Below are 23,280 nucleotides of genomic sequence, written 5' to 3'. Positions count from 1 at the left end.
GGAAGCGGGCGGCATACACATGTCGGCTACGATTTCAAGGTTCGCAATAGCAGCAACAAACCGACCTGGGAGCAGCCCCCGATGGCTCGACACCTCATCACCAGCGCCCTTCCGTACATCAACGGAATCAAGCACCTGGGCAACATGGTGGGGTCCATGCTCCCGGCGGACGTGTACTCCCGGTACCTCCGCCAGCGCGGCCACGACGTCCTGTACATCTGCGCGACCGACGAGCACGGCACCCCCGCCGAGCTGGCCGCGAAGGAGCAGGGCATCCCGGTCGCCGAGTTCTGCGCCCAGGCGCACGACGCGCAGAAGGCGGTCTACGACGGCTTCGCGCTCGCGTTCGACTACTTCGGCCGCAGCTCCAGCGCGCAGAACCGCGAGATCACCCAGCACTTCGCCCGCCGCCTCAACGAGAACGGCTTCATCGAGGAGCGGGCGATCCGCCAGGTCTACAGCCCCGCCGACGGCCGTTTCCTCCCGGACCGCTATGTCGAGGGCACCTGCCCCCACTGCGGCTACGACAAGGCCCGCGGCGACCAGTGCGAGAACTGCACCCGGGTGCTCGACCCCACCGACCTGATCAACCCGCGCAGCGCCATCTCCGGCTCCACGGACCTCGAGGTCCGCGAGACCAAGCACCTCTTCCTGCTGCAGTCCAAGCTCCAGCACGAGGTCGAGGAGTGGGTCTCCCGCCACGAGGGCGACTGGCCGCAGCTGGCCTCCTCCATCGCCCGCAAGTGGCTGACCGAGGGCCTGCACGACCGCGCCATCACCCGTGACCTGGACTGGGGCGTCCCGGTCCCGGCCGACACCTGGCCGGAGCTGGCCGCCGAGGGCAAGGTCTTCTACGTCTGGTTCGACGCGCCCATCGAGTACATCGGCGCGACGAAGGAGTGGGCGGACCTCGACCCGGAGAACCGGGACTGGAAGTCCTGGTGGTACGAGGCGGATGCGAGCGTCCGCTACACCGAGTTCATGGCGAAGGACAACGTCCCCTTCCACACGGTGATGTTCCCGGCCACCGAGCTGGGCGTGCGCGAGCCGTGGAAGAAGGTCGACTACGTCAAGGCCTTCAACTGGCTGACGTACTACGGCGGGAAGTTCTCCACGAGCCAGAAGCGGGGCGTCTTCACCGACCAGGCCCTGGACATCCTCCCGGCCGACTACTGGCGCTACTTCCTCATCGCCAACGCCCCCGAGTCGGACGACTCGTCCTTCACCTGGGAGCACTTCACGGCGACGGTCAACAAGGACCTCGCCGACACCCTGGGCAACTTCGTCAACCGCGTCCTGTCCTTCTCGAAGAAGCGCTTCGGCGAGGAGGTCCCGGCGGGCAGCGCCCCCGGCGAGGCGGAGACCCGGCTGGGCGAGCAGATCGCCGAGCTGCTCGCCGAGTACGAGACCCAGCTGGAGGCCCTCCAGTTCCGCAAGGCGGCCGCCGCCCTGCGCGCCCTGTGGTCCGCGGGCAACTCCTACCTGGAGGAGAAGGCCCCCTGGCTGGAGATCAAGACCGACAAGGACGGCGCGGCCCTCACCCTGCGCACGGCGATGAACCTGATCCACCTGTACGCGGTGGTCTCGGAGCCCTTCATCCCGACGACGGCGAAGACCATGCGCGAGGCCTTCTCCCTCACCGAGGACACGGCCACCTGGGTCACCGCGGACGAGGCGAAGTCCCTCACCGCCGTCCCCGCCGGAACCCCCTTCACCGTCCCCCCGGTCCTCTTCGCCAAGCTCACGGACGAGGACCTGGCGGCCTACAAGGAGCGCTTCGGCGGCGAACCGGCCGCGTAGCGCGACGCACTCAACGAGAAGGGGCCCGGGATTGGCGAATTCCTGGGCCCCTTCCGGCTCCCGGCGGAAGGAATAGGTTTCCCGCCCTAGGCACACTCCGGGCACATCGTGGAGACTCGAGTCGACGCACTGCCCCTGTTCGCTGGCTGGCGCGCGCAGCCCTGCCCAGCGGACGACCCGGTCGGGGCGGCCGTGCACGCATACACGTACTGCGGGAACACCGTGGCGCCTGACATCTGGCGACGGTGCGCCTGTCCGGGCTGAGCGCCCGGGACACGATGATCGTCAATCGCGGCGTCGAGGAGACGGCCCACTACGGCTGGCAAGAGCCACATCCCGTTGCCGCAGCCGCAGTCGGCAGCCACTCTCTGTGCCTTGATCCGGGTCATGCTGCCGCCCATGAACCGTCGATGATCGGCCGGACACAGGACACGGCATGCGATCCGTGCGGAACTCCCGGGTCGGGCGACGGGCGGCAGCCGTCGTCGTGCCGATGTTCGCCGCCCTGGCGTTGACCGTCAGGCTCCGTGTCCTGGAAGGAGGCGCGGGGATCCGGACGTACACATGCGGACTGCCACGTCCGTCCGGGTCGACCACGTCCTCGGAGCCTCGCACTGGGGGGTACGAGGGGTGCTGCGGCTCATCGCCACACATCGTCACCGCGAGGCACCGTGTCAGAGTCGGAATCCAGGATCCCGCAGTCGTCGGCTTCGAAGTCGAAGCCGTACGCCCAGTCGTAGATTTCGAGGAACTGCGCCATGGTTCCCGATCGGACCTTGCGGTCGAAGCCGGCCAGCACAGTCGCGGCGTTGGGCGGGAGCTGGGCTAGGAACTGTTCGACCGGGCGGGTCGACGCCGGGATGTCAACCCGCGGCTCGTCGGGGAACCAGCGCGCCAGATCAACGTCCGGACCCCAATTCTTCCCGGGCCGCTGGGCAGTGTCACGGTAGGCCTGCAGTTCCCCGACACTGCGCGGTGCGGGCCGTGGTCGAAGCCCACGTCCGCGAAAGGGTGGGTATCCGGCGCGGTGCGCGTCGGATACGCCATATCGCCGGTGTGTATCAGTCACTTGAGGCGCCGCAACGCCCGCGTGAATGCATCGGTCTGTTTTCCCAGGGCTCCGAAGAACTCGGCGTCGCATGCCTCGACCGCGACCACGGCGCGGTTCGCCAACACGCGCCCTTCCTTTGTCGCAACGAGCGCCCGTGCCCGGCCGTCCTGCGGGTGCGGGCGGCGCTCGACCAAACCGCGACCTTCCAGGACACGCAGAACCTGGGACGTCATCATGGGGTCCGACGCGGCGTGGTCGGCGAGCGCCTTTTGCGTCACCGGCCCCTCGGATCCCAGCCAGGTCAGAGTCGCGAGGAGCACGAATTGGACGTGGGTGAGCCCGTAGGGCTTGAGGGTGAGGCGGACAGCCGCCTGCCATCGGTTGGTGACCTGCCACAAAAGCAAGCCGGGGCTCTCCTCGGCGTCGGTATACCCGGTGTCCAGGTCGCGCGGGGTCACGAAGCGACCATGGCCGAACGAATCTGACGGAAATCATCTTCGGTCAGCTCGACCAGGCCGCGTCGCAGCTGGTGGCCCCAGTCCGCGATGGAGGTCAGGGCCAGGGAGCCGTCGAACCGGCGGATGGGTACTTCCACCGCGTGCTCCAGATAGCGGACCCGTCGGCGCCAGGGTTGGAAGCCGCCTTCGTCGGCTTGCCAGATCTCGCCGTCGGTGATCTCACCGATCGCGGTGAACGCCTGGAGCGTCTCACCGTCTCGCAGACTCGTGCGTGGCGAATAGTAGATCAGCCAATCGCTGGGGCTCAGTCGGGCCAGGCCAGGGCGCTTGCCGTGGTTCAGTTGGGCCATGCCCGCCTTGGCGGCGCGGTGCACGTGGTCGCGGCTGACGACGCCCAGCCAGTACTTCACGCGAGGCCCCTCGTGGAGGAAGCCTCGACCACGGCCTTCAGGCTGTCCAGATCCTCCTGCAATGTCACCTTGATGCCCTTGCCGAGGATCAGATTCCAGAGGTGGGACAGCGGCCCGGCCAAGGTGACGGCCACCTGAACCTTCGTGCCGCCATCCGGGGTTTCCTCCACGAAGTGACTGAACGTCATACGGGCCCCGGCGAGCCTGGAGACGTCGACGAATCGGTCGTCGGCGAGCTCGGCGATGACGAACTTCGTCTTGGGGCCACCTTTGGGCTTCAGGACACCGGTCGAACCGGCCTTGAAGGGGCCGTCGAGGCGGACCCATTCGGTGTCGGCGTTCCATTCCGGCCAGGTCGCCATGTCGGCCCAGCGGGCAAAGAAGGCGGACGGGGCAGCGGTCGAAGTGGTCTGGGCGGTGCCGATGGTCATCATGTAGATAGTATGCGCGCTTATTAATTCGGCGTCAAACCCTTGAGCCGGCATGCGACCGCCCCCATCTCGGTTGCGGGTCTGTCGAAGCGAGCGACTCCGTCCCGTAATCGGCGGTAATGCGGGCCAAGGCATCGCGTGTTGATCAGTGGAGGACGTGCGGTGGCGAACCCGGCGCGGCCGTGCATGTCCCTCATGATCCGCTTGGTTCGCGTGTTGACGCCCTCGGAGCGGCCGTTGTGGTAGGGGAGGGTAAGTCCGGCGTCCACGGCGGCGCGGTCGAGTTCGAGGCCCTTTGCAAAGGAGCGAATCACGACCAGGGCGAGGGCCCGGCGGATCGCCGAGAGATCGATCCGCAAGGAGGCCGAAGCGAAGAACCGGCCCGCGGATCTCATCGACATCGTGCTGGAGAAGGTCGTGGAGGCAGGGATCAAGCCGACCGAGATCTGACCCGCCCCCCACTCCGCTCCCTGGGGCCAGGCCCGATCCGGTGGGGCACTGTAACGGGGGAAGGGCGGAGGCTTGGCCGCGCTGGGGCTCTCAGGTCGGCCGGCAGCACCCCGGCCGACCGACACAGCGAGGTTTCCGTCACCGGAGCGTAGAGGCCCACACTCCGGTCCGCCCTGCGCTCCCTATGTATTACTCACCGGGGAGAAAGAACCCCACCAAGCCCCACCCCTCCCTCCCGCCGGGCAGACTCACTCGCCTGGGTGAATATGCCCAACTCGGCTGGATTCGGACCCGGTTGCCTGCCTTACGCTCAGCGCGACAGAGCACGACCCGGACATGAGTCGGCCCCCGCCGGGACTAGCGATCCCAGTGCGAGGGCCTGACCACCAAGGAAGTACGGAGCTTCCCGATGGATACCGAAAACCCTAGCGCGCCCCCGTCCGCCGAGTCCCGTACGACCGGCAAAAACCACCCCCACCGGGGCCATCCCTCCGGCGTCGTCCACGACAACGCCCGCCACACCGAAGACTTCACGGTGATCGGCAACCACCTCGCCCAACACCACGAGCTGTCGCTGCTCGCCATCGGGCTGGGGTGCTACATCCAGTCCGTGCGACCGGGCACCGCTGTCGACATCAAGACCCTCGCAGGCCGCTTCCCCGAGGGCCCGATCCGTATCGCCGCCGCCCTGCGCGAGCTGGAGACCCACGGCTACCTGCGCCGCACCCGCGAGCACACCCACACCGGCCGGATCGTCACCCGCACGGTCTCCTGCAACAAGCCCGGCCACCGGACCGCCTCCGCCGACACCGCCAGCAGGCCCGCACCGCGTCCCGCCCAGGACAAGCCGCCGCCACGCCGCAAGCTGCTCCCCGCCGTGCCGCAGCCCGCGTACACCTCGCCCGCTCTCCTCCAGGCAGCCGTAGACGTCCTCGCCGGCCTCCGTCGCCACGACCCCCGCCTTCTCCTCTCCGCCACCGACGCCGAACACCTCGCCCCCGGCGTCGCCGCCTGGCTGGAACGCGACCTCACCCCCACAGTCGTACGCCACGCCCTCACCGCCGACCTCCCCAACGAGCCCCTACGCCGCCCCGCCGCCCTCCTCGCCCACCGCCTGACCGCACAGCTCCCACCCCCGCCGCCCTACCGAGCACCCCAACCACCACCGACGGTCCACCACCCCATGCGCAACTGCGACAGCTGCGACCACGCCTTCCGCGGTCCGGACCCCGGCCTGTGCAACGCCTGCCGGACCGGGCATGACTCGCCGTTGAGCACGCAGGTACCACGGTGACCTGTGCCGGGTGGCGCGAGCACAGGTGCGCGCTCCTGAGACACGGTCCCGACGCGGCCGAGGCAACGGCGCGTCTGCTCAGTGAGCTGGGCACCGAGGACAGCACCGATGAGGAGATCGAGGCCGAACACCGCGCAAGCCACCTTGCAGCGTTACGGAGAAGGGCTTGGCAACCCGAGCGATGGATGGAGCATTGGGTATCTTTGTATGAAACACATCTTAGGGAGGTGCCCCATGTCCGCCACTCAGATCGACATCGACGACGAAGCCCTCGCGGAGGCGATGAGACTGTCCGGCGCCAAGACCAAGAAGGAGATGGTCAACCTGGCACTCCGGGAGTACGCGGAGCGCCGACGGCGTACCGAGGCCCGGCTGCGCCACCTGGAGAGGGCGCAGCAATGGGACGAGGACGGGTTCTGGGCACAGCATGCGGCTGAAAAGGGCTACTCAGGCGACGACCGCGCGAACAAGGACATCGCCTGACCGTGATTCGCTACCTCGCCGACTCCACCGCTGTGTGGCGGCTTCAGCGCGATCGGAAGCTCAACGATCTCTGGGCGCATGAGCTCGAGGAAGGCGCCATCGGGTCATGCGTCCCGCAGCGGACGGAGTTCCTGCAGTCGGCTCGCAGCCTCGACGAGTTCGACCACATGACAGAGATGTTCACCGACCTGTACCCGGACGTCCCGGTCCCCAAGGGCGCCTGGCGTTGGATCGAGGCGGCCCAGTACCGGCTCGCCCAGCGGGGACAGCATCAGAGCCTGTCCACGGTCGATTGGCTGGTCTGCTCCACGGCCGCTCACCACGGCCTCGTCGTCCTGCATGACGACCACGACTTCCGAGCCGCCGCCCTCGTACTCACCGACGTGGTGGAGCGAAGCGTGTTCGCACCGGCTGGATGACCGCCGGACCACAGGCGGGAACTCGCGAAAGGATCAGAGGGAAACGCCGTCCGGCTCCCTCGTGACGCGCTCACACGACTACGACGGCCTGACCACGAACGCCCTCACCTCCCGCGTCCGTACCCCCGTCCCGTACGGCTCCACATCGCCGTGCACCGCCACCTCCAGGCCGTTGCGCCAGGCCACGGTCGCTCTGTCCGCATCCTCCGGACGCAGTTCCACCCGCACGCTGCGCACACGCGAGGCGTCCTCCGGCGAGTCGAGCCCCCCATGTCGGGAATCCTCCTCTACACCGCAGCCCCCGACAGCGAGGGCACCCTGGGCGGCCTCGTCTCGCTCGGCCGCCGCGAACGGCTGGGGCCGGCGATCTCGCAGGCTCTCGAAGAAGCCAGGCTGTGCAGCTCCGACCCGATGTGCGCCGAGCACGATCCCCGCATCCACTCGCGGTTGCACGGAGCGGGTTGCCACGCCTGCCTGTTCGCCGCGGAAACCTCGTGTGAACGGGGCAACCACTACCTGGACCGGGCGCTGCTGGTGGACACGCTGGCCGACGACAAGTGTGCGTTCAGGCCGTGAGCGGATCAGCGGCGGACGCCGACTCGGGAGAGCCGGGCGGGCGTCCGGTCCATGTCCCGGTCGACATCCCCGCCGCTCGGAGCGGAGGGTCGACGCCTCGTCTTCCAGGTCTGCTGGCTGCCCTCTGCGATCGTCTGCCCGAAAAAAGACCGCCTGGTCATGCCGGAACAGGTCCTTGTGACGACCACTCGTCCTGATGACCCCTTGCTGGGCCGCTTCATCACGGCTCAGCCGGCCGCCGGACTGGCTGCGCAACTCACTGAGATCACCTTCGTGTGGCGCACCGAGGCACCGGGCTTGACCGGAGCGGGGCTCGCCCTGGCACTGGCCACGGCTCGATCGCTCCCCCGGCCCGAACCGACCCAGGTGGTGGTGAGCGGTCCGATGAGTGCGTCGCTACCGGCCCGTCTGACGGGCGGGGTGGCCGTGGACGTCATCAGGTCGGCGGAGACATCGCTGCTGATCGCCAGCTTCGCGGCTCATGGAGCTCAGGACGTGGTGGCGGAGATAGGCCGAGCAGTCGAGAGAGGGGTCCATGTCGACCTGCTGCTCGAGGAGTCCACACAGGCGTCGGCGGCCTTCGCCGCCTTGCCCGACGAGGTGAGCGTCTGGCATCGAGCGGGAGGTTCCGGTGTGCTGCACGCGAAACTCGTGGCGGCCGATCGGCACACTGCCCTGCTGGGAAGCGCCAACCTCACCGACCGAGCGCTGTCCGACAACATCGAGCTCGGTGTCGTACTGCGTGATCCCTCCATAGTGGAGCCGCTCGTCGACCATTTTCGATGGATCCTGGGCCCTGAGAACAACGTCATGCGCCTTGCGTGAGGCAATAGGCCCCATCAGGCGAACGCGAGGGCCGGGGGCTCGTGGTCTCCCGTCCCTCGCGGGTCTGGTGCGCTACTTCAGGACGCCCGCGCCGGTCGTCGTCGGCAGCGAGGCCGGGAGGTCCTTCGCGGAGGACTCCAGGCCCGAGGTGAGGGTCGGGGTCCAGTTGACCGTCGTCTTCAGGTCCTTGGAGGACGCGGCGTTGTAGGCGGCGACGAGGTCGGTCGCCGTGCCGTTGACGAGGTTGCCGGAGCCCTTGACCGCGCCGGTGCCGTCGCCGCTGAGCAGCTTGGCGACCTTCACGCTCGACGGGACCTTCCAGTAGTTGTTCTCGGCGACGACCTGCGCCTTGGCGCGGGAGTTGATGCTGTACTGCACCGTGTAGCCGTTGAGCGGGGTGACGTCGTAGAGGTTGTTGTAGATGTGCACCTGGCCGACGCGGGTCAGGGGGGCGCGCTGGACGATGCCCTTCCAGATGTTGTGGTGGATGGAGACGCGCAGCTTGCCGCTCGGCTCGCTGTCGCTGCTGCCGATCAGCATCGTCTTGTCGTGGCTGGTGAACTGGTTGCGTGAGACGGTCACCAGGTCGGAGCTCTTGGTGATGTCGAGTTCACCGTCGTGGATCTGGTACTCGCGGCCGTAGTACTTGGGGTTGACGCCGTCCAGGTGGGGCGCGTCGGTGAAGCTGTTGTGGTCGGCCCAGACGTGGGTGGCGCCGCGCAGGGTCACCGAGTCGTAGTTGGAGTTCCAGTTGCCGTCGTCGCCGTCGGTCGGGTCCCACTGCGGGAAGCAGTCCTCGGTGGCGGAGAAGGCCAGGTTGCGGACGATGACGTTGTCCACGCTCTGGATCTGCAGCATGGCGCCGGTGAGGCCGGCGTTGGTGCCGGGGACGCCAATGATCGTGGTGTTGGCGGGCACCTTGAAGACGATGTTCTTCGCCTGCTTGGTCTGGGCGGCCGCGCGGGCCTTCTCCTGGGTGCCCGAGGGGAGCTTCGAGCGGCCGTAGGTGGCGGGGTCGTAGGCCTTGAGGTAGGCCGAGAGGGAGTAGCCGGTGCCCGAGGCGTAGTCGGAGCAGGTCAGCTTCTTGCCCGAGTCGTCGGTGTTGGCGTCGATGGTGCCCTTGATCTTGACGATCCGCGGGGTGGTGTCGGACGTCGAGCCCAGCGCCTTCACGAGCTGGGCGCGGGTGGAGACGGTGAAGGTGTGTGCGGCGTCGGCCTTGGTGCCACCTGTGGTGCCCGTGCCGGAGGAGGCCCAGCCGTCCTTGGCGGCGAGCGTCTGGTGGTACAGGTCCACGGTCCCGGCGTTCGCGCTCATCACGATCGCGCCGGCGCCGACACCGGCCGCGACGACCGCGGCGGAGACGACGAGGGTGCGGCGGGCGCGGAGGGACCGGCGGTGGGAAGCAACTGCCACGGGGGATCCTTACGGGGAGGAGCGGGGGTTACGCCCTGTCAGTGGTCGCCGGATCGTGAAGAGTTGCCGCCGGTTGAAAACTTTTTCTCCACCCCCCTACGCCACTTGGTCAAATGCCTTCACGATTCGCTCACCAGCTGCCTGAGGTGCGCAATGGGGGCGAACAGCCCCTACGGGGAGGGGAATCCACACACATGGGCAGCCGCGTCAAGATCAGTGGCGGGTACGCCGGTCTCAAGGGGCTGTTCTGAGACGACGCCCGGCCCCGCCGGTCAGCGGCGGCCCCCGCCCGGGCCGCCGCCGAAGCCGCCGCCCTCCGGCGCGTCCCCGGCCGTGACCGAGGCGACCTCCTCGGCCGAGCCGAGCGTGCCGGCCCGGGTGTAGAGGCCGCCCGTGCCGTCGGTGGCGGAGGTCGAGCCGCCGGAGTAGATCCGGTAGGTCTCGCCGGACTTGATCGCGGACGACGAGTAGACGACGTTCTGGATCTGCTTGGCGGTGACGTACGTGGCGACGATCCCGCCGTCGGCGTCGACCACGTGCAGGGTCGTGCCCGCCGGGACGGAGGAGTCGAGGGTGGCCGACAGCCAGCCCTGCCCGGAGTCCTCGGCGGGGGCGACGGCCATGCCCGCGCTGCCCGCCGCGAGCAGCGTGCCGCCGCTGACGGTGAGGTCGCCGTTGACGTCGAGGGCGCCGTTGCCGCCCTGCTGGGGGCCGTTGACGACGATCGTGCCGCCGGTGATCTCGGCCGTGCCGTTGGAGTCGAGGCCGTCGCCCTCGGAGTCGACGACGAGGGTGCCGCCGCTGACGGTCACCTTGTAGTCGCCGACGCCCTCCCCACCGCCCCGGCCGCCCCCTTCCGCGGCCCCGCTGCCGCCGGAGGCGTTGATGCCGTCGTCGCTCGCCACGATCGACACCGAGCCGCCGGCCACCACGATGTCCTTGCCCTCCAGGCCCTCCTGCGCCCTGGTGACCTTCACCGTGCCGTCGTCGATGACGAGGTCGCCCTCCGCGTGCACCCCGTCGTCCCCGCTCGTGGCGGTCACGGTGGCCCCGGCGAAGTGGACCGCGCCGTCGCTGTGCACCGCGTCGTCGGCGGAGTCGACGGCGACCGTGCCGCCCTCCAGGACGCCGATGACCCCGGCCTTCAGCCCCTTCGCGGAGGTGTCGTCGGCGGGCTCCGCACCGCTTCCGCCACCGGCGGCGACGGTCAGCCGGCCGCCGGTGACGACGAGGTCGGTGGCCGCGAAGACCCCGTCGCCCCGCGCGGTGACGTCGATCGCGCCGCCCGCCACCGACACATACCCGCGGTCCTCGTCGTCCTCGTCGTCGGACGTCAGCCCGTCGCCGCCCGCCTCGACGGTGAGCTCGCCGTCCTCGACGACCAGGTAGTCCTTGCCGCGCACCCCGTCGTCGGCGGCGGTGACCCGGATCGTCCCGGAGGCGAGGACGAGCCCGTCCTTGCTCACGATGCCGTCGCCGCCGTTGCCCTTCACGGTGAGCGTGCCGCCGCCCCCGACGGTGAGATCACCGGCGCTGAACAGGGCCGCACTCACCTCGGCGTCCTCGGCGTAGGACGGGGCGTCGGAGAGGGTGTTCGTGCTGCCGTCGGCGAGGACGACGACCAGGGCGTCCGCCTCGGTGGCCGCGAGGGCCGCCCCGGTGGAGCTGGAGATCCTCGCCCCGTCCAGCACGATCCGTACGGTCGCGTCGGGCGCGTCCACGACGATCCGCCCGTCGGTGAGGGTGCCGGCGATCCGGTACGTGCCGGCCGAGGTGATCGTCACGGTCGCCCCGCTCACCCGCGCCCCCTCGCCCGTCACGGTGGCGGAGTCCCCGTCGAGCGCGATGTCCACGGCGCCTGCGGAGTCCTCGCCGAGGTCGGCGTCATGGGCCTTCTCGTCGGCGGCGAGGACGGCGGCGGCGCTCTGGGCGCCCTCCACGGCCGTACCGGAGGAGGCCGACTCCGCGGCCTCGGCCGTCTCCTCGGTGCGGTCCGAGGAGCAGCCGGTCAGGGCCGCCGCGGCCAGGGCGAGGCCGGCGAGGGCGGCGGCGAGCCTGCGCCGTACCGTGGTTGCGATGCTCATGCGGGGCTCCCGTCGAGTGCGGTGGGGAAGTGCCGGCGCAGGACCGGCAGCCAGCGGTGGGCGGGGAGTTCGGGGCGCAGGGCGGCGAGCCCGGTGCCGTACTTGGAGACCGTGCAGGGGCGGTGGCCGAGCGACCACAGCAGCCGGTCGGCGCCGGAACCGGCCCGTCCGGCCTTGGTCTCGACGACGGCCCGGTCCCCGGCCGCCAGCACCCGCGAGCCGTCGGGCAGCGCCCAGACCAGCCCGGTGTCGACCGTCATCCGGCTGCCGTCGCCGGGCAGCAGCAGGGTGGTGCGGCGGTACGTCGTCGTCAGCGCGGGGCAAAAGCGCAGGTCGCGCGAGTCGATACGGGCGGCGGTGAGGACGGCGTCGACGAAGGCGCGGCCCGCCGGGTCGAGACGGCGGTCGTCACCGTCGTACGGGATCCGCTGTTTGACGGTGGTGCCGCGCGGCCCCCGTGTCTTGACCTCCAGGAAGTCGAGGCCCGAGTCGAGGTAGCTGCGGACGCGGAGCTTGAAGCGGCGCCGGCGGGCACGGGCGGCGCCCAGGTAGGCGTCCAGACGCGGGGTGTCGTGGTAGAGCGAGCGGTAGCCGAAGTCCCGTCCGCCGTCGATCTCCAGGACCCGCACGCCGTCCGAGGCGTCCCCGCCGAGGCCGCCGAGCAGGAAGGGCAGGTCGGCGAGCGGCAGCACGTACTTGCGGTCCACACGGGTCAACAGCTCGGCGCGGGCCACGAGTTCGTCCAGGCTCACGGGGCGCAGGGCGCCGACGGCCGCGTCGAGGGAGTCGAGGGCCCTCACGCGGGGACCTTGCCGCGGGGCGCCCGCACCTCGCCGTCGACGACGTACCGGACCTCGACCTGGGTGGTGTCGTTGACGAGGTCGACGCCCTTGACCGACAGGTTCACCACCCGCCCGCCGAGCAGCACCTCCAGCTGGGCGCGCAGGGCGGCCTCGTCGGTGTACGCGGAGTCCAGGCGCAGGCTGCGGGTGCGGTGGCGGGCGAACAGGCGGGGGTGGTCGGCGACGTAGAGCGTGCCGACGAGCAGCGCGGTCAGCGCGAGCGGGAGCGCGGACGTCTCCTCGGGGATGCCGTTGAGCAGACCGATCGCGAGGGCCGCGAAGTAGTAGGCGATCTCGTGCTGGGCGATCTCGTACGACCGCAGCCGGATGATCGACAGCACCCCGAACAGACCCATCCCGAGGCCGATCCCGACGGCGGCCTGGCTCAGCGTCATCGCGACGGCGAGCACCCCGACGTTGATCCCGAGGAACGCGGTGACCAGGTCGCGCCGGTGATGGCGCGGGAAGTACACGGCGAAGGCCAGCACGGCGATCGCGGCCAGGTCCGTGGCGACGAGGAGCGGTTGGGTGCCCATGCCCCGACGATCGGCCAGTCGGCTGTGAGCTCTCTTGGCGATTCCTTAAGCGACTTTGAGAAGTACAGAGGAAATACGGAGGCGAAATACGGAGGCGATACGGGGGAGGTAGGGATCAAGTCCGGGGAATTGAACGGCATTTACCGTACGTCCGCTGCTAGTGTCGCTCACTTGTGCGAAGGCGGGGGCCTTCGCAGGGAGGGAAACTCACGTGGGCAGATTCGCCCTGTCGCGCGGCCGTCTCGCGGCCGCGGTCTCCTCGGTGGCACTCGCGGTCGCGGGCGGCGCGGTGCTTCCGTCACCGGCCGTCGCCGCGCCGGCCGTTCCGTGGACGGCGCCCACCGCCATCACCGGAACCGATGTCGACACCTCCGTGGAGGACGTCGTCACCGCGGCCGACGGCTCCGCCGTCGCGATCTGGGAACAGTTCGCGAGGCCCGGCGCCCGCGAACGCAAGCTGTACGCCGCCGTCCGCCCGGCCGGCACCGACACCTGGGGCGCGCCCGCCCTGCTGGCGACCACCCCCACCGAGGCCGGCACCACCACACTGCACGCCTCCGCCGACGGCACCGTCACCGCGCTGTGGACCGAGATGCCGGGCGAGACCTCACCCGGTTCGGGCCCCTTCAACCTGCGGGTCGTCAGCTCGGTCCTCGCGGCCGACAGGTCCGGCTGGTCCGCGCCGGTCGAACTCGTCGGCACCGACGCCGCCTGGGGAGACGCGGGCATCGATCTCGCCGAGGGCCCCGACGGCACGCTCACCGCGGTCTGGTCCACCCGGAAGGACTCCGGCGCCCTGAACGAGGTGTACGCCGCGACCCGCTCCGCCGACGGCACCTGGTCCGCGCCCGCACAGCTCAGCACCGCCGAGGCCGACGGCGCCGACATGGCGGCGAACCCGAGCGCCGCCGTCACCTCCGACGGCACGACCGTCGTCGTCTACAAGCAGTGGGACGGCCCGTCCGCGTCCCTGCGCGCGGTCTCCCGCGCGGCCGGCGCCACCGGCTGGAGCGCTCCCGTCGCCGCGACCGGCAGCTACCAGTCGGTGGGCGACCCCGAGGTCACGGCCGCCGGTGACGGCTCCCTGACCGTCGCCTTCCCCGGCACCGACCCCTCCGAGGACACGTCCCTCCTCACCGCTGTCCGCTCCGCCGCCGGCGCCTGGGCCGCGCCCGAGACCGTGACCGCCACGGACGATCTCGCCGGGACCCCCGAGCCGCTCATCGCCCCCGACGGCGACGTCACCCTCGTCTGGGTCGACTACACGACCACCTTCAGCACCCGCGCCGCCACCCGCGAGGCCGACACCGGCGTCTGGTCGGCCCCGCGGACCCTGTCCACGGCGTACGTCTCCGAGCAGTGGGACGCCGCCGTGGCCGCCGACGGCACCGTGCACGCCCTGTGGTCCCAGTCGGGCGGCGGCGGACGCGCGCTGCTGGAGTCCGTCCGCAGCGACGGCACGTGGAGCGCGCCCACCCAGCTGCCGGGCTCGGCGAACGCCTTCGTCCGCGGCCAGGTGTCCGTCGGCGCGGACGGCGAAGCCACCGCCGTCTGGACCGGCAACGCCGGCAGCAGCAGCGTGGGCCGGCTGTACGGCGCCAGGACCGCCTGGCCGGAGCTCGCCGTGAGCGGTTCCACCGTCCCGGCGACGGCCCCGCTCAAGGGCACGACCACCACCAGCGGGGCCTGGACGCCCACCTGGCAGCTCAGCCGGCCGGCCGTGTCCTGGTCGGTGACGCTCACCGACCGGCTGGGCGGGACCGTCCGCACACTCACCGGCACACCGGACGGCCTGACGGCCGCGGCAAGCTGGAACGGCCGTACGACCACGGGGGGTTACGCCCCCAACGGACCGCTGGCCTGGACCCTGCGGGCCACCCAGGAAGGCGCGTCCGCCGCCGTGAAGCTGGCCTCGGGAACCGTCACCGTCACCGGTGGCGCGGCCGTCGCCCACGACCTCGGCGGCGCCTCGGCCACCCCCGACGGCACCGGCGACCTGCTCACCCTCACCGCCTCGGGCGCGCTGTCCTACCAGTACGGCACCGGCGGCGGGAGCTTCTCCGGCAAGGCCACCGGCACCGGCTGGCCCACCACGGTCACGGCGGTCCCGGTCGGCGATCTGAGCGGCGACCGCTGCAACGACGTGCTGGTCCGGCTGAGCAGCGGCGCGGCGCGCCTGTACAAGCCGGCCTGCGGCGCCGCCCTGAAGCCGTCGACGTCGTACACCACCCTCGCGAGCAGCGGCTGGAAGCAGTACGACGTCCTGACCGCCCCCGGTGACGTCACCAAGGACGGCCGCCCCGACCTGATCGCCCGCAACGCCGCCACCGGCGCGGTCTACCTCTACAAGGGCACGAGCGCCGGGAAGCTGTCGGCGCGGGTGAAGCTGTACGACAACTGGAAGACGTACAAGAAGGTCGTCGGCGCCGGGGACCTCGACGGGGACGGCATCGGAGACCTGATCGCCCAGGACAAGTCCAACAACCTCTACCGCTACTACGGCAAGGGCAACGGCACCTTCTCCGCCCGCGTGAAGCTGTTCGCGAACTGGGGCGCCTCCTACAACGCCGTCGTCGGCGTGGGCGACCTCAACCGGGACGGACGGGCCGACCTCGTCGCCCGCGACACCGCCGGGAAGCTGTACCGGCAGTACGGGGACGGCAAGGGCTCCTTCGGGGCGCGGGCGCTGATCGGGTCGGGCTGGGGCGGATACAGGACGCTCTCCTGACGTCTCCCGCTTCTGACGTCTCCCGCTTCTGACGTCTCCCTCTTCGACGCCGGCACGTGACAGGGCGTCACCCGGCCGGGTAGTCCGCGCAGGACAACCCGGCCGGGCCGTGCTCCGCTGGACGTGTGCAGCTGCTCCCCGTGCCCGTCCGCCGGCTCGCCGCCTGGTGTGCGGTGATCCTGCTCGTCGCGGGCGTGGCGTACGTCGGGATCCGGCTGTGCGCCACGTTCCGTACGGCCGTCACGCCGGTGCTGCTCGCGCTGCTCGGGACCGCGCTGCTGCGGCCCCTGTACAAGCGGCTGGTGAAGGCGCGGATGCCGCGGTCGATGGCGGCGGCGCTGACCTGTGTGGCCGTCGTCGCGGTCGTCGGCGGCGCGGTGTACGTGGTGGTCGCCGCGCTGATCGACACCGGCGACCAGATCGTCGCCTCCCTGAAGGACGCGGCGAACAGCGTCGCCGAGCACTTCGGGGCGGCCGGGACCTCGCTGGACGACCTCGCCTCCAACGCCGGTGACCTGCTGACCAAGTTCGGCGGGACGGCCGCCTCCAATGTGATCAGCGGGGTCAGCGTGGTCGGCGAGACCATCGCCATGGCCGTCCTCGCCCTGCTGCTGGTCTTCTTCTTCCTGCGGGACTCCGACCGCGCCGCCGGCGCCCTGCGCTCGGTGGCGCCGGGCGGCACCGGGGACACCCTGGAGGCGATGAGCCGACGGGCCTTCGCGGCCGTGGAGGGCTTCATGCGGGGGACCACGCTCATCGCCCTCATCGACGCCCTGTGCATCACCGTCGGGCTGATCGTCCTCGACGTCCCGGGCGCCCCCGGCCTCGGGGCCCTCGTCTTCGTCGGCGCCTACATCCCCTACCTCGGCGCCTTCATCTCGGGCGCGGTCGCCGTCCTCGTCGCGCTCGCCGACCGGGGGTTCGTCATCGCGCTGTGGGCGCTCGGCGTCGTCCTCGCCGTGCAGGTCCTGGAGGGCCATGTCCTGCAGCCCGCCATCCAGAGCCGCACCGTCCAGATGCACCCCGCCGCCGTCATGCTCGCCATCACCGCCGGCGCCTCCGTGGCCGGCATCCTCGGCATGCTCCTCGCGGTGCCCCTGACGGCGGCGGGTTTCGGGGTGCTCAGCGAGCTGCGGACGCGTTACGGCGCTCCGGGGCCGTCGGAGCCGCCCGCACCGCCCGCGCCGTCGGCCTCGTAGAGCTCGAACCAGATCGTCTTGCCCTCGCCGCGCGGGGCCACCCCCCAGGTGTCCGCGAGGAGTTCGATGAGGACCAGGCCCCGGCCGGAGGAGGCGAGTTCACCGGGGCGACGGCGGTGCGGGAGGTCGTCGCCGGCGTCGGTGACCTCGATCCGGATACGGCGCGCGCCTGGGGCGCCGGTGACCTCGGCGACCAGCAGCGCGTCGGCGTCGGTGTGGACGAGGACGTTGGTGAGGGTCTCCGACAGCAGAAGGACGGCGGAGTCGATCTGGTCGGCGCTCGGCCAGTCGTGGAGCAGCTCGCGCAGCTGCTGGCGGCCCACCGCGATCCGTTCGGGTTCGGCCTGGGCGACGGTCAGCATGGTGCGGCGGACGGGGGTGCGGACGGGGGTGGCCGCCGGGCCGCAGGCCGCGCCACCGTGGCGGCACAGGAGCAGGACGGCGATGTCGTCGCCGCGGCGGTCGGCGAGCGGGCCGGGGGTGTGGTGGGAGGACGGGCCGTGCACGGCCTGGACGAGCGCGTCGGCCATTTCCTCCAGGTCGCCCTCGTGGCCCTCCAGGATCGCGCGGACGCGGCTCCAGCCGCTGTCGAGGTCGTGGCCGCCCGTCTCCAGCAGGCCGTCGGTGCACAGCATCAGCTGCTCGCCGGGCTCCAGGGCCAGCCGGGTGGTGGGGTAGTCGGCGGCCGGATCGATGCCGAGGGGCAGACCGCCGGCTGTGGCGCGGACCAGGACGGTGCCGTCGGCCATCCGCACGGCCGGGTCGAGATGCCCGGCCCGGGCCGTCTCCAGCACCCCGGTCACCGGGTCGACCTCGATGTACAGGCAGGTCGCGAACCGCAGGTCGGTGTCGTGGCCGGCCTGGTTGATGCCGTGCAGGAAGCCGGAGGCGCGGGCGAGGACGGCGTCGGGGCGGTGGCCCTCGGCGGCGTAGGCGCGCAGGGCGATCCGGAGCTGGCCCATGAGCCCGGCGGCCCGCACGTCGTGCCCCTGGACGTCCCCGATGACCAGCGCGAACCTCCCGGAGGGCAGCGGGATCATGTCGTACCAGTCGCCGCCGACCTGGAGGCCGCCGCCGGTCGGTATGTAGCGGGCGGCCAGGGTCATGCCCGGTATCTCGGGGCCGAGCGTGGGCAGCATCGAGCGCTGGAGGCCGTCGGTCAGCTCCCGCTGGGTCTCGGCGGCGCCCGCGCGGGTGAGGGCCTGGGCGAGCATCCGGGCGACGGTGGTGAGGACGGACCGCTCGTCCGGGGTGAAGGCCACGGGGTGGGTGAAGGCGGCCATCCAGGCGCCCATCGTGCGCCCGGCCACCGTCAGCGGCACGAACGCCCACGACTCCCGGCCGAAGTGCGCGGCCATCGGCCAGGTGAGGGGGTAGCGCTCCTTGTACTGCCCGGGCGAGGAGAGGTACACGGCCCGGCCGGTGCGGACGACCTCGGCGGCCGGGTAGTCCGTCTCCACCGGCATATGGGTGAAGGGTCCCTCGTCGCCGGGCTGCTGCCCGTGATGGCCGATGATCGTCAGCCGGTCCCCGTCGACCCCGAAGACGGCGAGCCCGTCCGGCGAGAACCCCGGCATCGCCAGGCCCGCCGCGACCCGCAGCACCTCCTCCGTGGACCGCGCCTCCGCCAGCGCCCGGCCCGCGTCCAGCAAAAACGCCTCCCGTGAGCGCCGCCAGTCACCGGTGACGGCGGTACGCCCGGCGGGGGTGCCGGGCCGGGGCTCGGTGACCTCCTGGAGAGTGCCGATCAGCTCGTACGCCCGCTTCTCGGGGTCGTACGACGGCTTGGAGCGGCTGCGGACCACCCGTACGACCCGCCCCTGCTCGTCCATGATCCGGATCCGCACCTCGGCGAGGGTGCCCTCGGCGACGGCGAGCTGGACCACTCCGGTGATCTCGTTCCAGTCGACGGGGTGCAGCCGGGCCCGGGTCTGGGCCTCGCTGAGGACCGTCCCCTCCGGGGGCAGCCCGAGCAGCCGGGCGGCCTCGGCGTCGACCGTGACCTGCCCGGTGGCCGTGCTCCAGTGCCACAGACCGGTCGCGAGGGAGGCGAGAACCTCTCCCACGGCGGGCAGGGGTTCGCCAGCGCGCATTGCCCCACTCTAAGAAGACGGCGTCGAAAGGTGCCACCGATGAGCGGATCGAAAGCCGAGGCCGATCACCACCGGCACTATTGAGGGGAGGCGATCTTGGGCTGCCCGGTACCCTGGGGTTTGTTTCACGTGAAACGTGCCCCCTATCCACGAAGGCTGGATGAACGACGATGCATCGGTACAGGTCCCACACCTGCGGCGAGCTCCGCTCCTCTGACGTCGGCACCGACGTCCGGCTGAGTGGCTGGCTGCACAATCGGCGCGACCTGGGCGGCATCCTCTTCATCGATCTGCGCGACCACTACGGCATCACGCAGCTCCTCGCCCGTCCGGGCACGCCCGCGTACGAGGCCCTGGACAAGGTGACCAAGGAGTCGACGGTCCGCGTCGACGGCAAGGTCGTCTCGCGCGGCGCCGAGAACGTGAACCCGGACCTGCCCACCGGTGAGGTCGAGGTCGAGGTCGGCGAGGTCGAGCTGCTCGGCGCCGCCCAGCCGCTGCCCTTCACGATCAACACCGAGGACGGGGTCAACGAGGAGCGGCGTCTGGAGTACCGCTTCCTGGACCTGCGCCGCGAGCGCATGCACCGCAACATCATGCTGCGTACGGCGGTCATCTCGGCGATCCGGCACAAGATGACGGCGCTGGGCTTCAACGAGATGGCGACCCCGATCCTGTCGGCGACCTCCCCCGAGGGCGCCCGTGACTTCGTGGTCCCCTCCCGGCTGAACCCGGGCAAGTTCTACGCGCTCCCGCAGGCGCCGCAGCAGTTCAAGCAGCTGCTGATGATCTCCGGCTTCGACCGCTACTTCCAGATCGCGCCCTGTTTCCGTGACGAGGACGCGCGCGCGGACCGTTCGCCGGGCGAGTTCTACCAGCTCGACGTCGAGATGAGCTTCGTCGAGCAGGAGGACGTCTTCCGTCCGATCGAGCAGCTGATGACCGAGCTGTTCGAGGAGTTCGGCGGCGGCCGCCATGTCACCTCCCCCTTCCCGCGGATCCCGTTCCGCGAGGCGATGCTGAAGTACGGCTCCGACAAGCCGGACCTGCGGGCCCAGCTGGAGCTGGTGGACATCACCGACGTCTTCGAGGGCTCGGAGTTCAAGGCCTTCGCGGGCAAGCACGTGCGCGCGCTTCCGGTGCCGGACGTCTCCGCCCAGCCCCGGAAGTTCTTCGACCAGCTCGGTGACTTCGCCGTCACGCTGGGCGCGAAGGGCCTGGCCTGGGTGCGCGTCGGCGAGGACGGCACGCTGTCCGGCCCGATCGCGAAGTTCCTCACCGAGGAGAACGTGGCGGAGCTGACCAAGCGGCTCTCGCTGGCCCCCGGTCACGCGATCTTCTTCGGCGCGGGCGAGTTCGACGAGGTCTCGAAGATCATGGGCGCGGTGCGCGTCGAGGCCGCCAAGCGGGCCGGCCACTTCGAGGAGGGCGTCTTCCGCTTCTGCTGGATCGTCGACTTCCCGATGTACGAGAAGGACGAGGAGACCGGCGCGATCGACTTCTCGCACAACCCGTTCTCCATGCCGCAGGGCGGCCTCGAGGCCCTGCAGACCCAGGACCCGCTGGACATCCTGGGCTGGCAGTACGACATCGTCTGCAACGGCGTCGAGCTGTCCTCCGGCGCGATCCGGAACCACGAGCCGGAGATCATGCTGAAGGCGTTCGAGATCGCCGGCTACGACCGGGAGACCGTCGAGGAGAAGTTCGCGGGCATGCTGCGCGCGTTCCGCTTCGGCGCCCCGCCGCACGGTGGCATCGCGCCCGGCGTCGACCGCATCGTCATGCTCCTCGCGGACGAGCCGAACATCCGCGAGACGATCGCGTTCCCGCTCAACGGCAATGCCCAGGACCTGATGATGGGCGCGCCGACGGAGCTGGAGGAGGCCCGGCTGAAGGAGCTGCACCTGTCGGTGCGCAAGCCGCAGCCGAAGTAGGTCACGAAGCAAGTCACAGCGAAGAGGCGGGAAACCATGGTCGGTTTCCCGCCTCTTTTCGCATTTCGGTGGCCGAGGACTTCAGGTTTCTCAGGAACCCACAGTCGTCACCGAGGGTAAGAACAGCCTTCTTACCTACCGTCCGGGGCATGACGGGAAACACCGAAGAGAACCTGCCCGAGAACGAGAACAAGCCCGAGGGTCCCGCGCACAAGCGGAACATGACGCGCCGTAAGGTCGTCATCGCGGGCGGCGCGGCCGTGGTCGGCGTCGGCGCGGCCGGCGGGCTCGCCATGACCGCCTCCGCCGACGAGGCGTCGGACGCGACGGACACCGCCTCCGCGACCGCGTCGAGCACGGCGGAGACCTGTTACAAGCTCACCTCGGAGACCACCGAGGGGCCGTACTACATCGACGCGGACAAGCTCCGCCAGGACATCACCGAGGACAAGGAGGGCATCCCGCTGACCCTCAAGCTCAAGGTGATCGACTCCGAGACCTGCAAGCCGGTCGCGGGCGCGGCGGTGGACGTCTGGCACTGCGACGCGCTCGGCCTGTACTCGGGTTACGAGTCCTTCTCCCAGGGCGGCGGTACGGCCCCCACGGACGCGCCCACCGGCGAGCCCCCGTCCGGTGAGCCCACCGGCGAGCCCCCGTCCGGCGGCACCGGCGGCGGTGGCGGCCACGAGGAGCCCACCAGCGACACCCGCTATCTGCGCGGCACCTGGAAGACCGACAAGAAGGGCTGTGTCACCTTCACGACGATCTTCCCCGGCTGGTACCAGGGCCGCTGCGTCCACATCCACACCAAGGTCCACGTGGACGGCGAGTGGACCGACGCCGGCTACGAGGGCGGCCACGCCTGCCACACCGGCCAGTTCTTCTTCGAGGAGGCGGCCGTGCTCCTCACGGAGGAGGTCGACCCGTACTCGACGAGCACCACGACCCGCACCCTGCTCACCGAGGACACCATCTACGACCAGAGCGGCACCACGGGCGGCCTGCTCAAGCTGAAGTACAACAAGAACAACATCGCCAAGGGCGTGACCGCGTCCATCACGATGGGCGTCGCCCCCGACGAGACCAACGACGGCACCAGCTGATCACGGACCGTCCGTAGGTCGATTTCCGGCCCCCTTTCGCGTGGTGTGCGAAAGGGGGCCGTTTTCTCAGCTCTCTGACAGCCTTCACACCTAACTTCCATGCGCATGACAGCTGAGCACCAGGAACCCCAACTGACGCATGAGACAAGTGATCTGACGCGCCGTCGGGTCGTCGCGGTGGGCGCGGGCACGCTCGCCGTGGCGGGACTCGGCGGCGGCGCCCTCGCGGTCGACGCGGCGGCCGGCGAGAGAACCCCCGATCCGAAAGGCGGACCGGGCACCCTCCCGGAGGACTGCTACGTCCTCACCTCGGAGACGGTCGAGGGCCCCTACTACATCGACGCCGACAAGATCCGCCGGGATGTCACGGAGGACCGCGAGGGCATCCCCCTCCTCCTCGGCCTCAAGGTGATCGACTCCGAGACCTGCCGCCCCATCCGCGACGCGGCCGTCGACATCTGGCACTGCGACGCGGTGGGCGTCTACTCCGGCTACGAGGACATGGGCAACGGCGGAGGCGGCGGCGGTCCGGCCCCGACGGGCGAGCCCCCGACCGACGCGCCCACCGACGCCCCAACCGGAGCACCTCCCTCGGGCAACCCGGGCGGCCACCAGGAGCCCACGGACGACACCCGCTACCTCCGCGGCACCTGGCGCACCGACCGCCACGGCCACGTGTCCTTCAGGACGGTCTTCCCGGGCTGGTACCGGGGCCGCTGCGTCCACATCCACACCAAGGTCCATGTGGACGGCGAGTGGACCGACACCGGCTACGAGGGCGGCCACACCTGCCACACCGGCCAGTTCTTCTTCGACGAGGAGTCGGTGGTGGCCACGGAGACCGTGGAGCCGTACGCCTCGAACACGGCGGAGCGCACCCTGCTGACCGAGGACACGATCTACGACCAGAGCGGCGCGACGGGCGGCCTGCTCAGGCTCCGCTACGACAAGCGGGACATCTCCAGGGGCGTACGCGCGACGCTGACCGTAGGCGTCGACCCCGCCACCACCAACGACGGCCAGGGCACCCCGCCTCAGCCGAGCGCCTCGGCGTCTCCGTCGGCGACCTGACGCACTGTCCGTCCGGCCTGCTCCTTCCCTTGTTCCGCCCCTCTTGTCCACCCCCTTGGAAACCTCACCGGTGTCAC

20 protein-coding genes and 1 pseudogene are annotated in these 23,280 nt (G+C 70.6%); 11 read left to right on the top strand and 10 right to left on the bottom strand.

Translation table 11 applies throughout. The features are described 5' to 3' along the window. Positions 1 to 81 precede the first annotated feature (81 nt). Complete coding sequence (gene metG / locus ABZ464_RS15055; protein ID WP_359276121.1) at positions 82 to 1,800, top strand: methionine--tRNA ligase; 1,719 nt, start codon at positions 82 to 84, stop codon at positions 1,798 to 1,800. 1,065 nt (positions 1,801 to 2,865) lie between these two features. Here the strand turns inward: metG and ABZ464_RS15050 are convergent. The 4 genes and pseudogenes from ABZ464_RS15050 to ABZ464_RS15035 all read right to left on the bottom strand — a co-directional run. Beyond that, positions 2,866 to 3,309 carry a MarR family transcriptional regulator gene (locus tag ABZ464_RS15050; protein ID WP_359276119.1) on the bottom strand — a complete coding sequence of 148 codons (444 nt, stop codon included), beginning with the start codon at positions 3,307 to 3,309 and terminating at the stop codon, positions 2,866 to 2,868. Then, a complete protein-coding gene (locus tag ABZ464_RS15045) occupies positions 3,306 to 3,719 on the bottom strand; it encodes an EVE domain-containing protein (protein ID WP_359276116.1) in 414 nt (137 codons plus the stop codon). The genes ABZ464_RS15050 and ABZ464_RS15045 overlap by 4 nt, the downstream gene beginning before the upstream one ends. After that, positions 3,716 to 4,153, bottom strand: a complete 438-nt coding sequence (locus ABZ464_RS15040; protein ID WP_359276113.1) for an SRPBCC family protein — start codon at positions 4,151 to 4,153, stop codon at positions 3,716 to 3,718. Before ABZ464_RS15040 ends, ABZ464_RS15045 begins: the two co-directional genes overlap by 4 nt. Positions 4,154 to 4,317: 164 nt before the next feature. Then, positions 4,318 to 4,497 (bottom strand): annotated as a pseudogene (locus ABZ464_RS15035) (ISL3 family transposase); the annotation flags it as partial. Between the two features lie 512 nt (positions 4,498 to 5,009). On the opposite strand from ABZ464_RS15035, the gene ABZ464_RS15030 reads away from it, so the two are divergent. From ABZ464_RS15030 to ABZ464_RS15020, 3 genes are all read left to right on the top strand, one after another. Beyond that, positions 5,010 to 5,894 (top strand): helix-turn-helix domain-containing protein, encoded by an 885-nt coding sequence (locus tag ABZ464_RS15030; RefSeq protein WP_359276110.1) that lies wholly within the window; start codon positions 5,010 to 5,012, stop codon positions 5,892 to 5,894. A 234-nt stretch (positions 5,895 to 6,128) separates the two neighbouring features. Then, positions 6,129 to 6,377, top strand: a complete 249-nt coding sequence (locus ABZ464_RS15025) for a type II toxin-antitoxin system VapB family antitoxin (protein WP_359276107.1) — start codon at positions 6,129 to 6,131, stop codon at positions 6,375 to 6,377. Positions 6,378 to 6,379: 2 nt separating this feature from the next. Beyond that, entirely contained in the window at positions 6,380 to 6,796 is a 417-nt protein-coding gene (locus ABZ464_RS15020; protein WP_359276105.1) for a PIN domain-containing protein, read from the top strand. Positions 6,797 to 6,874: 78 nt separating this feature from the next. On the opposite strand, the gene ABZ464_RS15015 is transcribed toward ABZ464_RS15020, so the two are convergent. Continuing rightward, the gene (locus ABZ464_RS15015) at positions 6,875 to 7,033 is read right to left on the bottom strand and encodes a hypothetical protein (RefSeq protein WP_359276209.1); all 159 of its coding nucleotides are present in this window, start codon (positions 7,031 to 7,033) and stop codon (positions 6,875 to 6,877) included. On the opposite strand from ABZ464_RS15015, the gene ABZ464_RS15010 reads away from it, so the two are divergent. After that, complete coding sequence (locus ABZ464_RS15010; protein ID WP_359276206.1) at positions 6,998 to 7,372, top strand: Zn-binding domain-containing protein; 375 nt, start codon at positions 6,998 to 7,000, stop codon at positions 7,370 to 7,372. The two genes, ABZ464_RS15015 and ABZ464_RS15010, sit on opposite strands and share 36 nt — an antisense overlap. 159 nt (positions 7,373 to 7,531) lie before the next feature. Beyond that, the gene (gene drmC, locus ABZ464_RS15005; protein ID WP_359276102.1) at positions 7,532 to 8,197 is read left to right on the top strand and encodes a DISARM system phospholipase D-like protein DrmC; all 666 of its coding nucleotides are present in this window, start codon (positions 7,532 to 7,534) and stop codon (positions 8,195 to 8,197) included. 72 nt (positions 8,198 to 8,269) lie between these two features. Here the strand turns inward: drmC and ABZ464_RS15000 are convergent, their stop codons facing one another. The 4 genes from ABZ464_RS15000 to ABZ464_RS14985 all read right to left on the bottom strand — a co-directional run bounded on the left by ABZ464_RS15000 (position 8,270) and on the right by ABZ464_RS14985 (position 13,075). After that, a complete protein-coding gene (locus ABZ464_RS15000) occupies positions 8,270 to 9,613 on the bottom strand; it encodes a polysaccharide lyase family 1 protein (protein WP_359276099.1) in 1,344 nt (447 codons plus the stop codon). A gap of 272 nt (positions 9,614 to 9,885) precedes the next feature. Then, complete coding sequence (locus tag ABZ464_RS14995; RefSeq protein WP_359276096.1) at positions 9,886 to 11,697, bottom strand: carbohydrate-binding domain-containing protein; 1,812 nt, start codon at positions 11,695 to 11,697, stop codon at positions 9,886 to 9,888. Next, the gene (locus ABZ464_RS14990) at positions 11,694 to 12,497 is read right to left on the bottom strand and encodes a VTC domain-containing protein (protein ID WP_359276094.1); all 804 of its coding nucleotides are present in this window, start codon (positions 12,495 to 12,497) and stop codon (positions 11,694 to 11,696) included. The genes ABZ464_RS14995 and ABZ464_RS14990 overlap by 4 nt, the downstream gene beginning before the upstream one ends. Then, positions 12,494 to 13,075: a DUF4956 domain-containing protein gene (locus ABZ464_RS14985; RefSeq protein ID WP_359276091.1), complete on the bottom strand. Its 582-nt coding sequence runs from the start codon at positions 13,073 to 13,075 to the stop codon at positions 12,494 to 12,496. The genes ABZ464_RS14990 and ABZ464_RS14985 overlap by 4 nt, the downstream gene beginning before the upstream one ends. 211 nt (positions 13,076 to 13,286) lie before the next feature. Here ABZ464_RS14985 and ABZ464_RS14980 point away from each other — a divergent pair, with 211 nt between their 5' ends. Both ABZ464_RS14980 and ABZ464_RS14975 read left to right on the top strand, forming a co-directional pair. Continuing rightward, positions 13,287 to 15,803 carry an FG-GAP-like repeat-containing protein gene (locus ABZ464_RS14980; protein WP_359276089.1) on the top strand — a complete coding sequence of 839 codons (2,517 nt, stop codon included), beginning with the start codon at positions 13,287 to 13,289 and terminating at the stop codon, positions 15,801 to 15,803. A gap of 125 nt (positions 15,804 to 15,928) precedes the next feature. Beyond that, positions 15,929 to 17,002: an AI-2E family transporter gene (locus ABZ464_RS14975; protein WP_359276087.1), complete on the top strand. Its 1,074-nt coding sequence runs from the start codon at positions 15,929 to 15,931 to the stop codon at positions 17,000 to 17,002. Here ABZ464_RS14975 and ABZ464_RS14970 read toward each other — a convergent pair. Further along, complete coding sequence (locus ABZ464_RS14970; RefSeq protein ID WP_359276084.1) at positions 16,945 to 19,095, bottom strand: SpoIIE family protein phosphatase; 2,151 nt, start codon at positions 19,093 to 19,095, stop codon at positions 16,945 to 16,947. The genes ABZ464_RS14975 and ABZ464_RS14970 overlap by 58 nt on opposite strands. 170 nt (positions 19,096 to 19,265) lie before the next feature. Between ABZ464_RS14970 and aspS the strand changes: the two genes are divergently transcribed. The 3 genes from aspS to ABZ464_RS14955 all read left to right on the top strand — a co-directional run bounded on the left by aspS (position 19,266) and on the right by ABZ464_RS14955 (position 23,203). Next, a complete protein-coding gene (gene aspS / locus ABZ464_RS14965) occupies positions 19,266 to 21,029 on the top strand; it encodes an aspartate--tRNA ligase (protein ID WP_359276082.1) in 1,764 nt (587 codons plus the stop codon). A 221-nt stretch (positions 21,030 to 21,250) separates the two neighbouring features. Further along, positions 21,251 to 22,132, top strand: a complete 882-nt coding sequence (locus ABZ464_RS14960) for an intradiol ring-cleavage dioxygenase (RefSeq protein ID WP_359276203.1) — start codon at positions 21,251 to 21,253, stop codon at positions 22,130 to 22,132. Between the two features lie 105 nt (positions 22,133 to 22,237). Beyond that, a complete protein-coding gene (locus tag ABZ464_RS14955) occupies positions 22,238 to 23,203 on the top strand; it encodes an intradiol ring-cleavage dioxygenase (RefSeq protein ID WP_359276079.1) in 966 nt (321 codons plus the stop codon). Positions 23,204 to 23,280 lie beyond the last annotated feature (77 nt).

The organism is Streptomyces sp. NPDC005820 (genome assembly GCF_040630255.1).
Classification (GTDB): domain Bacteria; phylum Actinomycetota; class Actinomycetes; order Streptomycetales; family Streptomycetaceae; genus Streptomyces.
The sequence above is the reverse complement of the archived record's forward strand: the minus strand, read 5'-3'. Positions and strand labels throughout refer to the sequence as shown.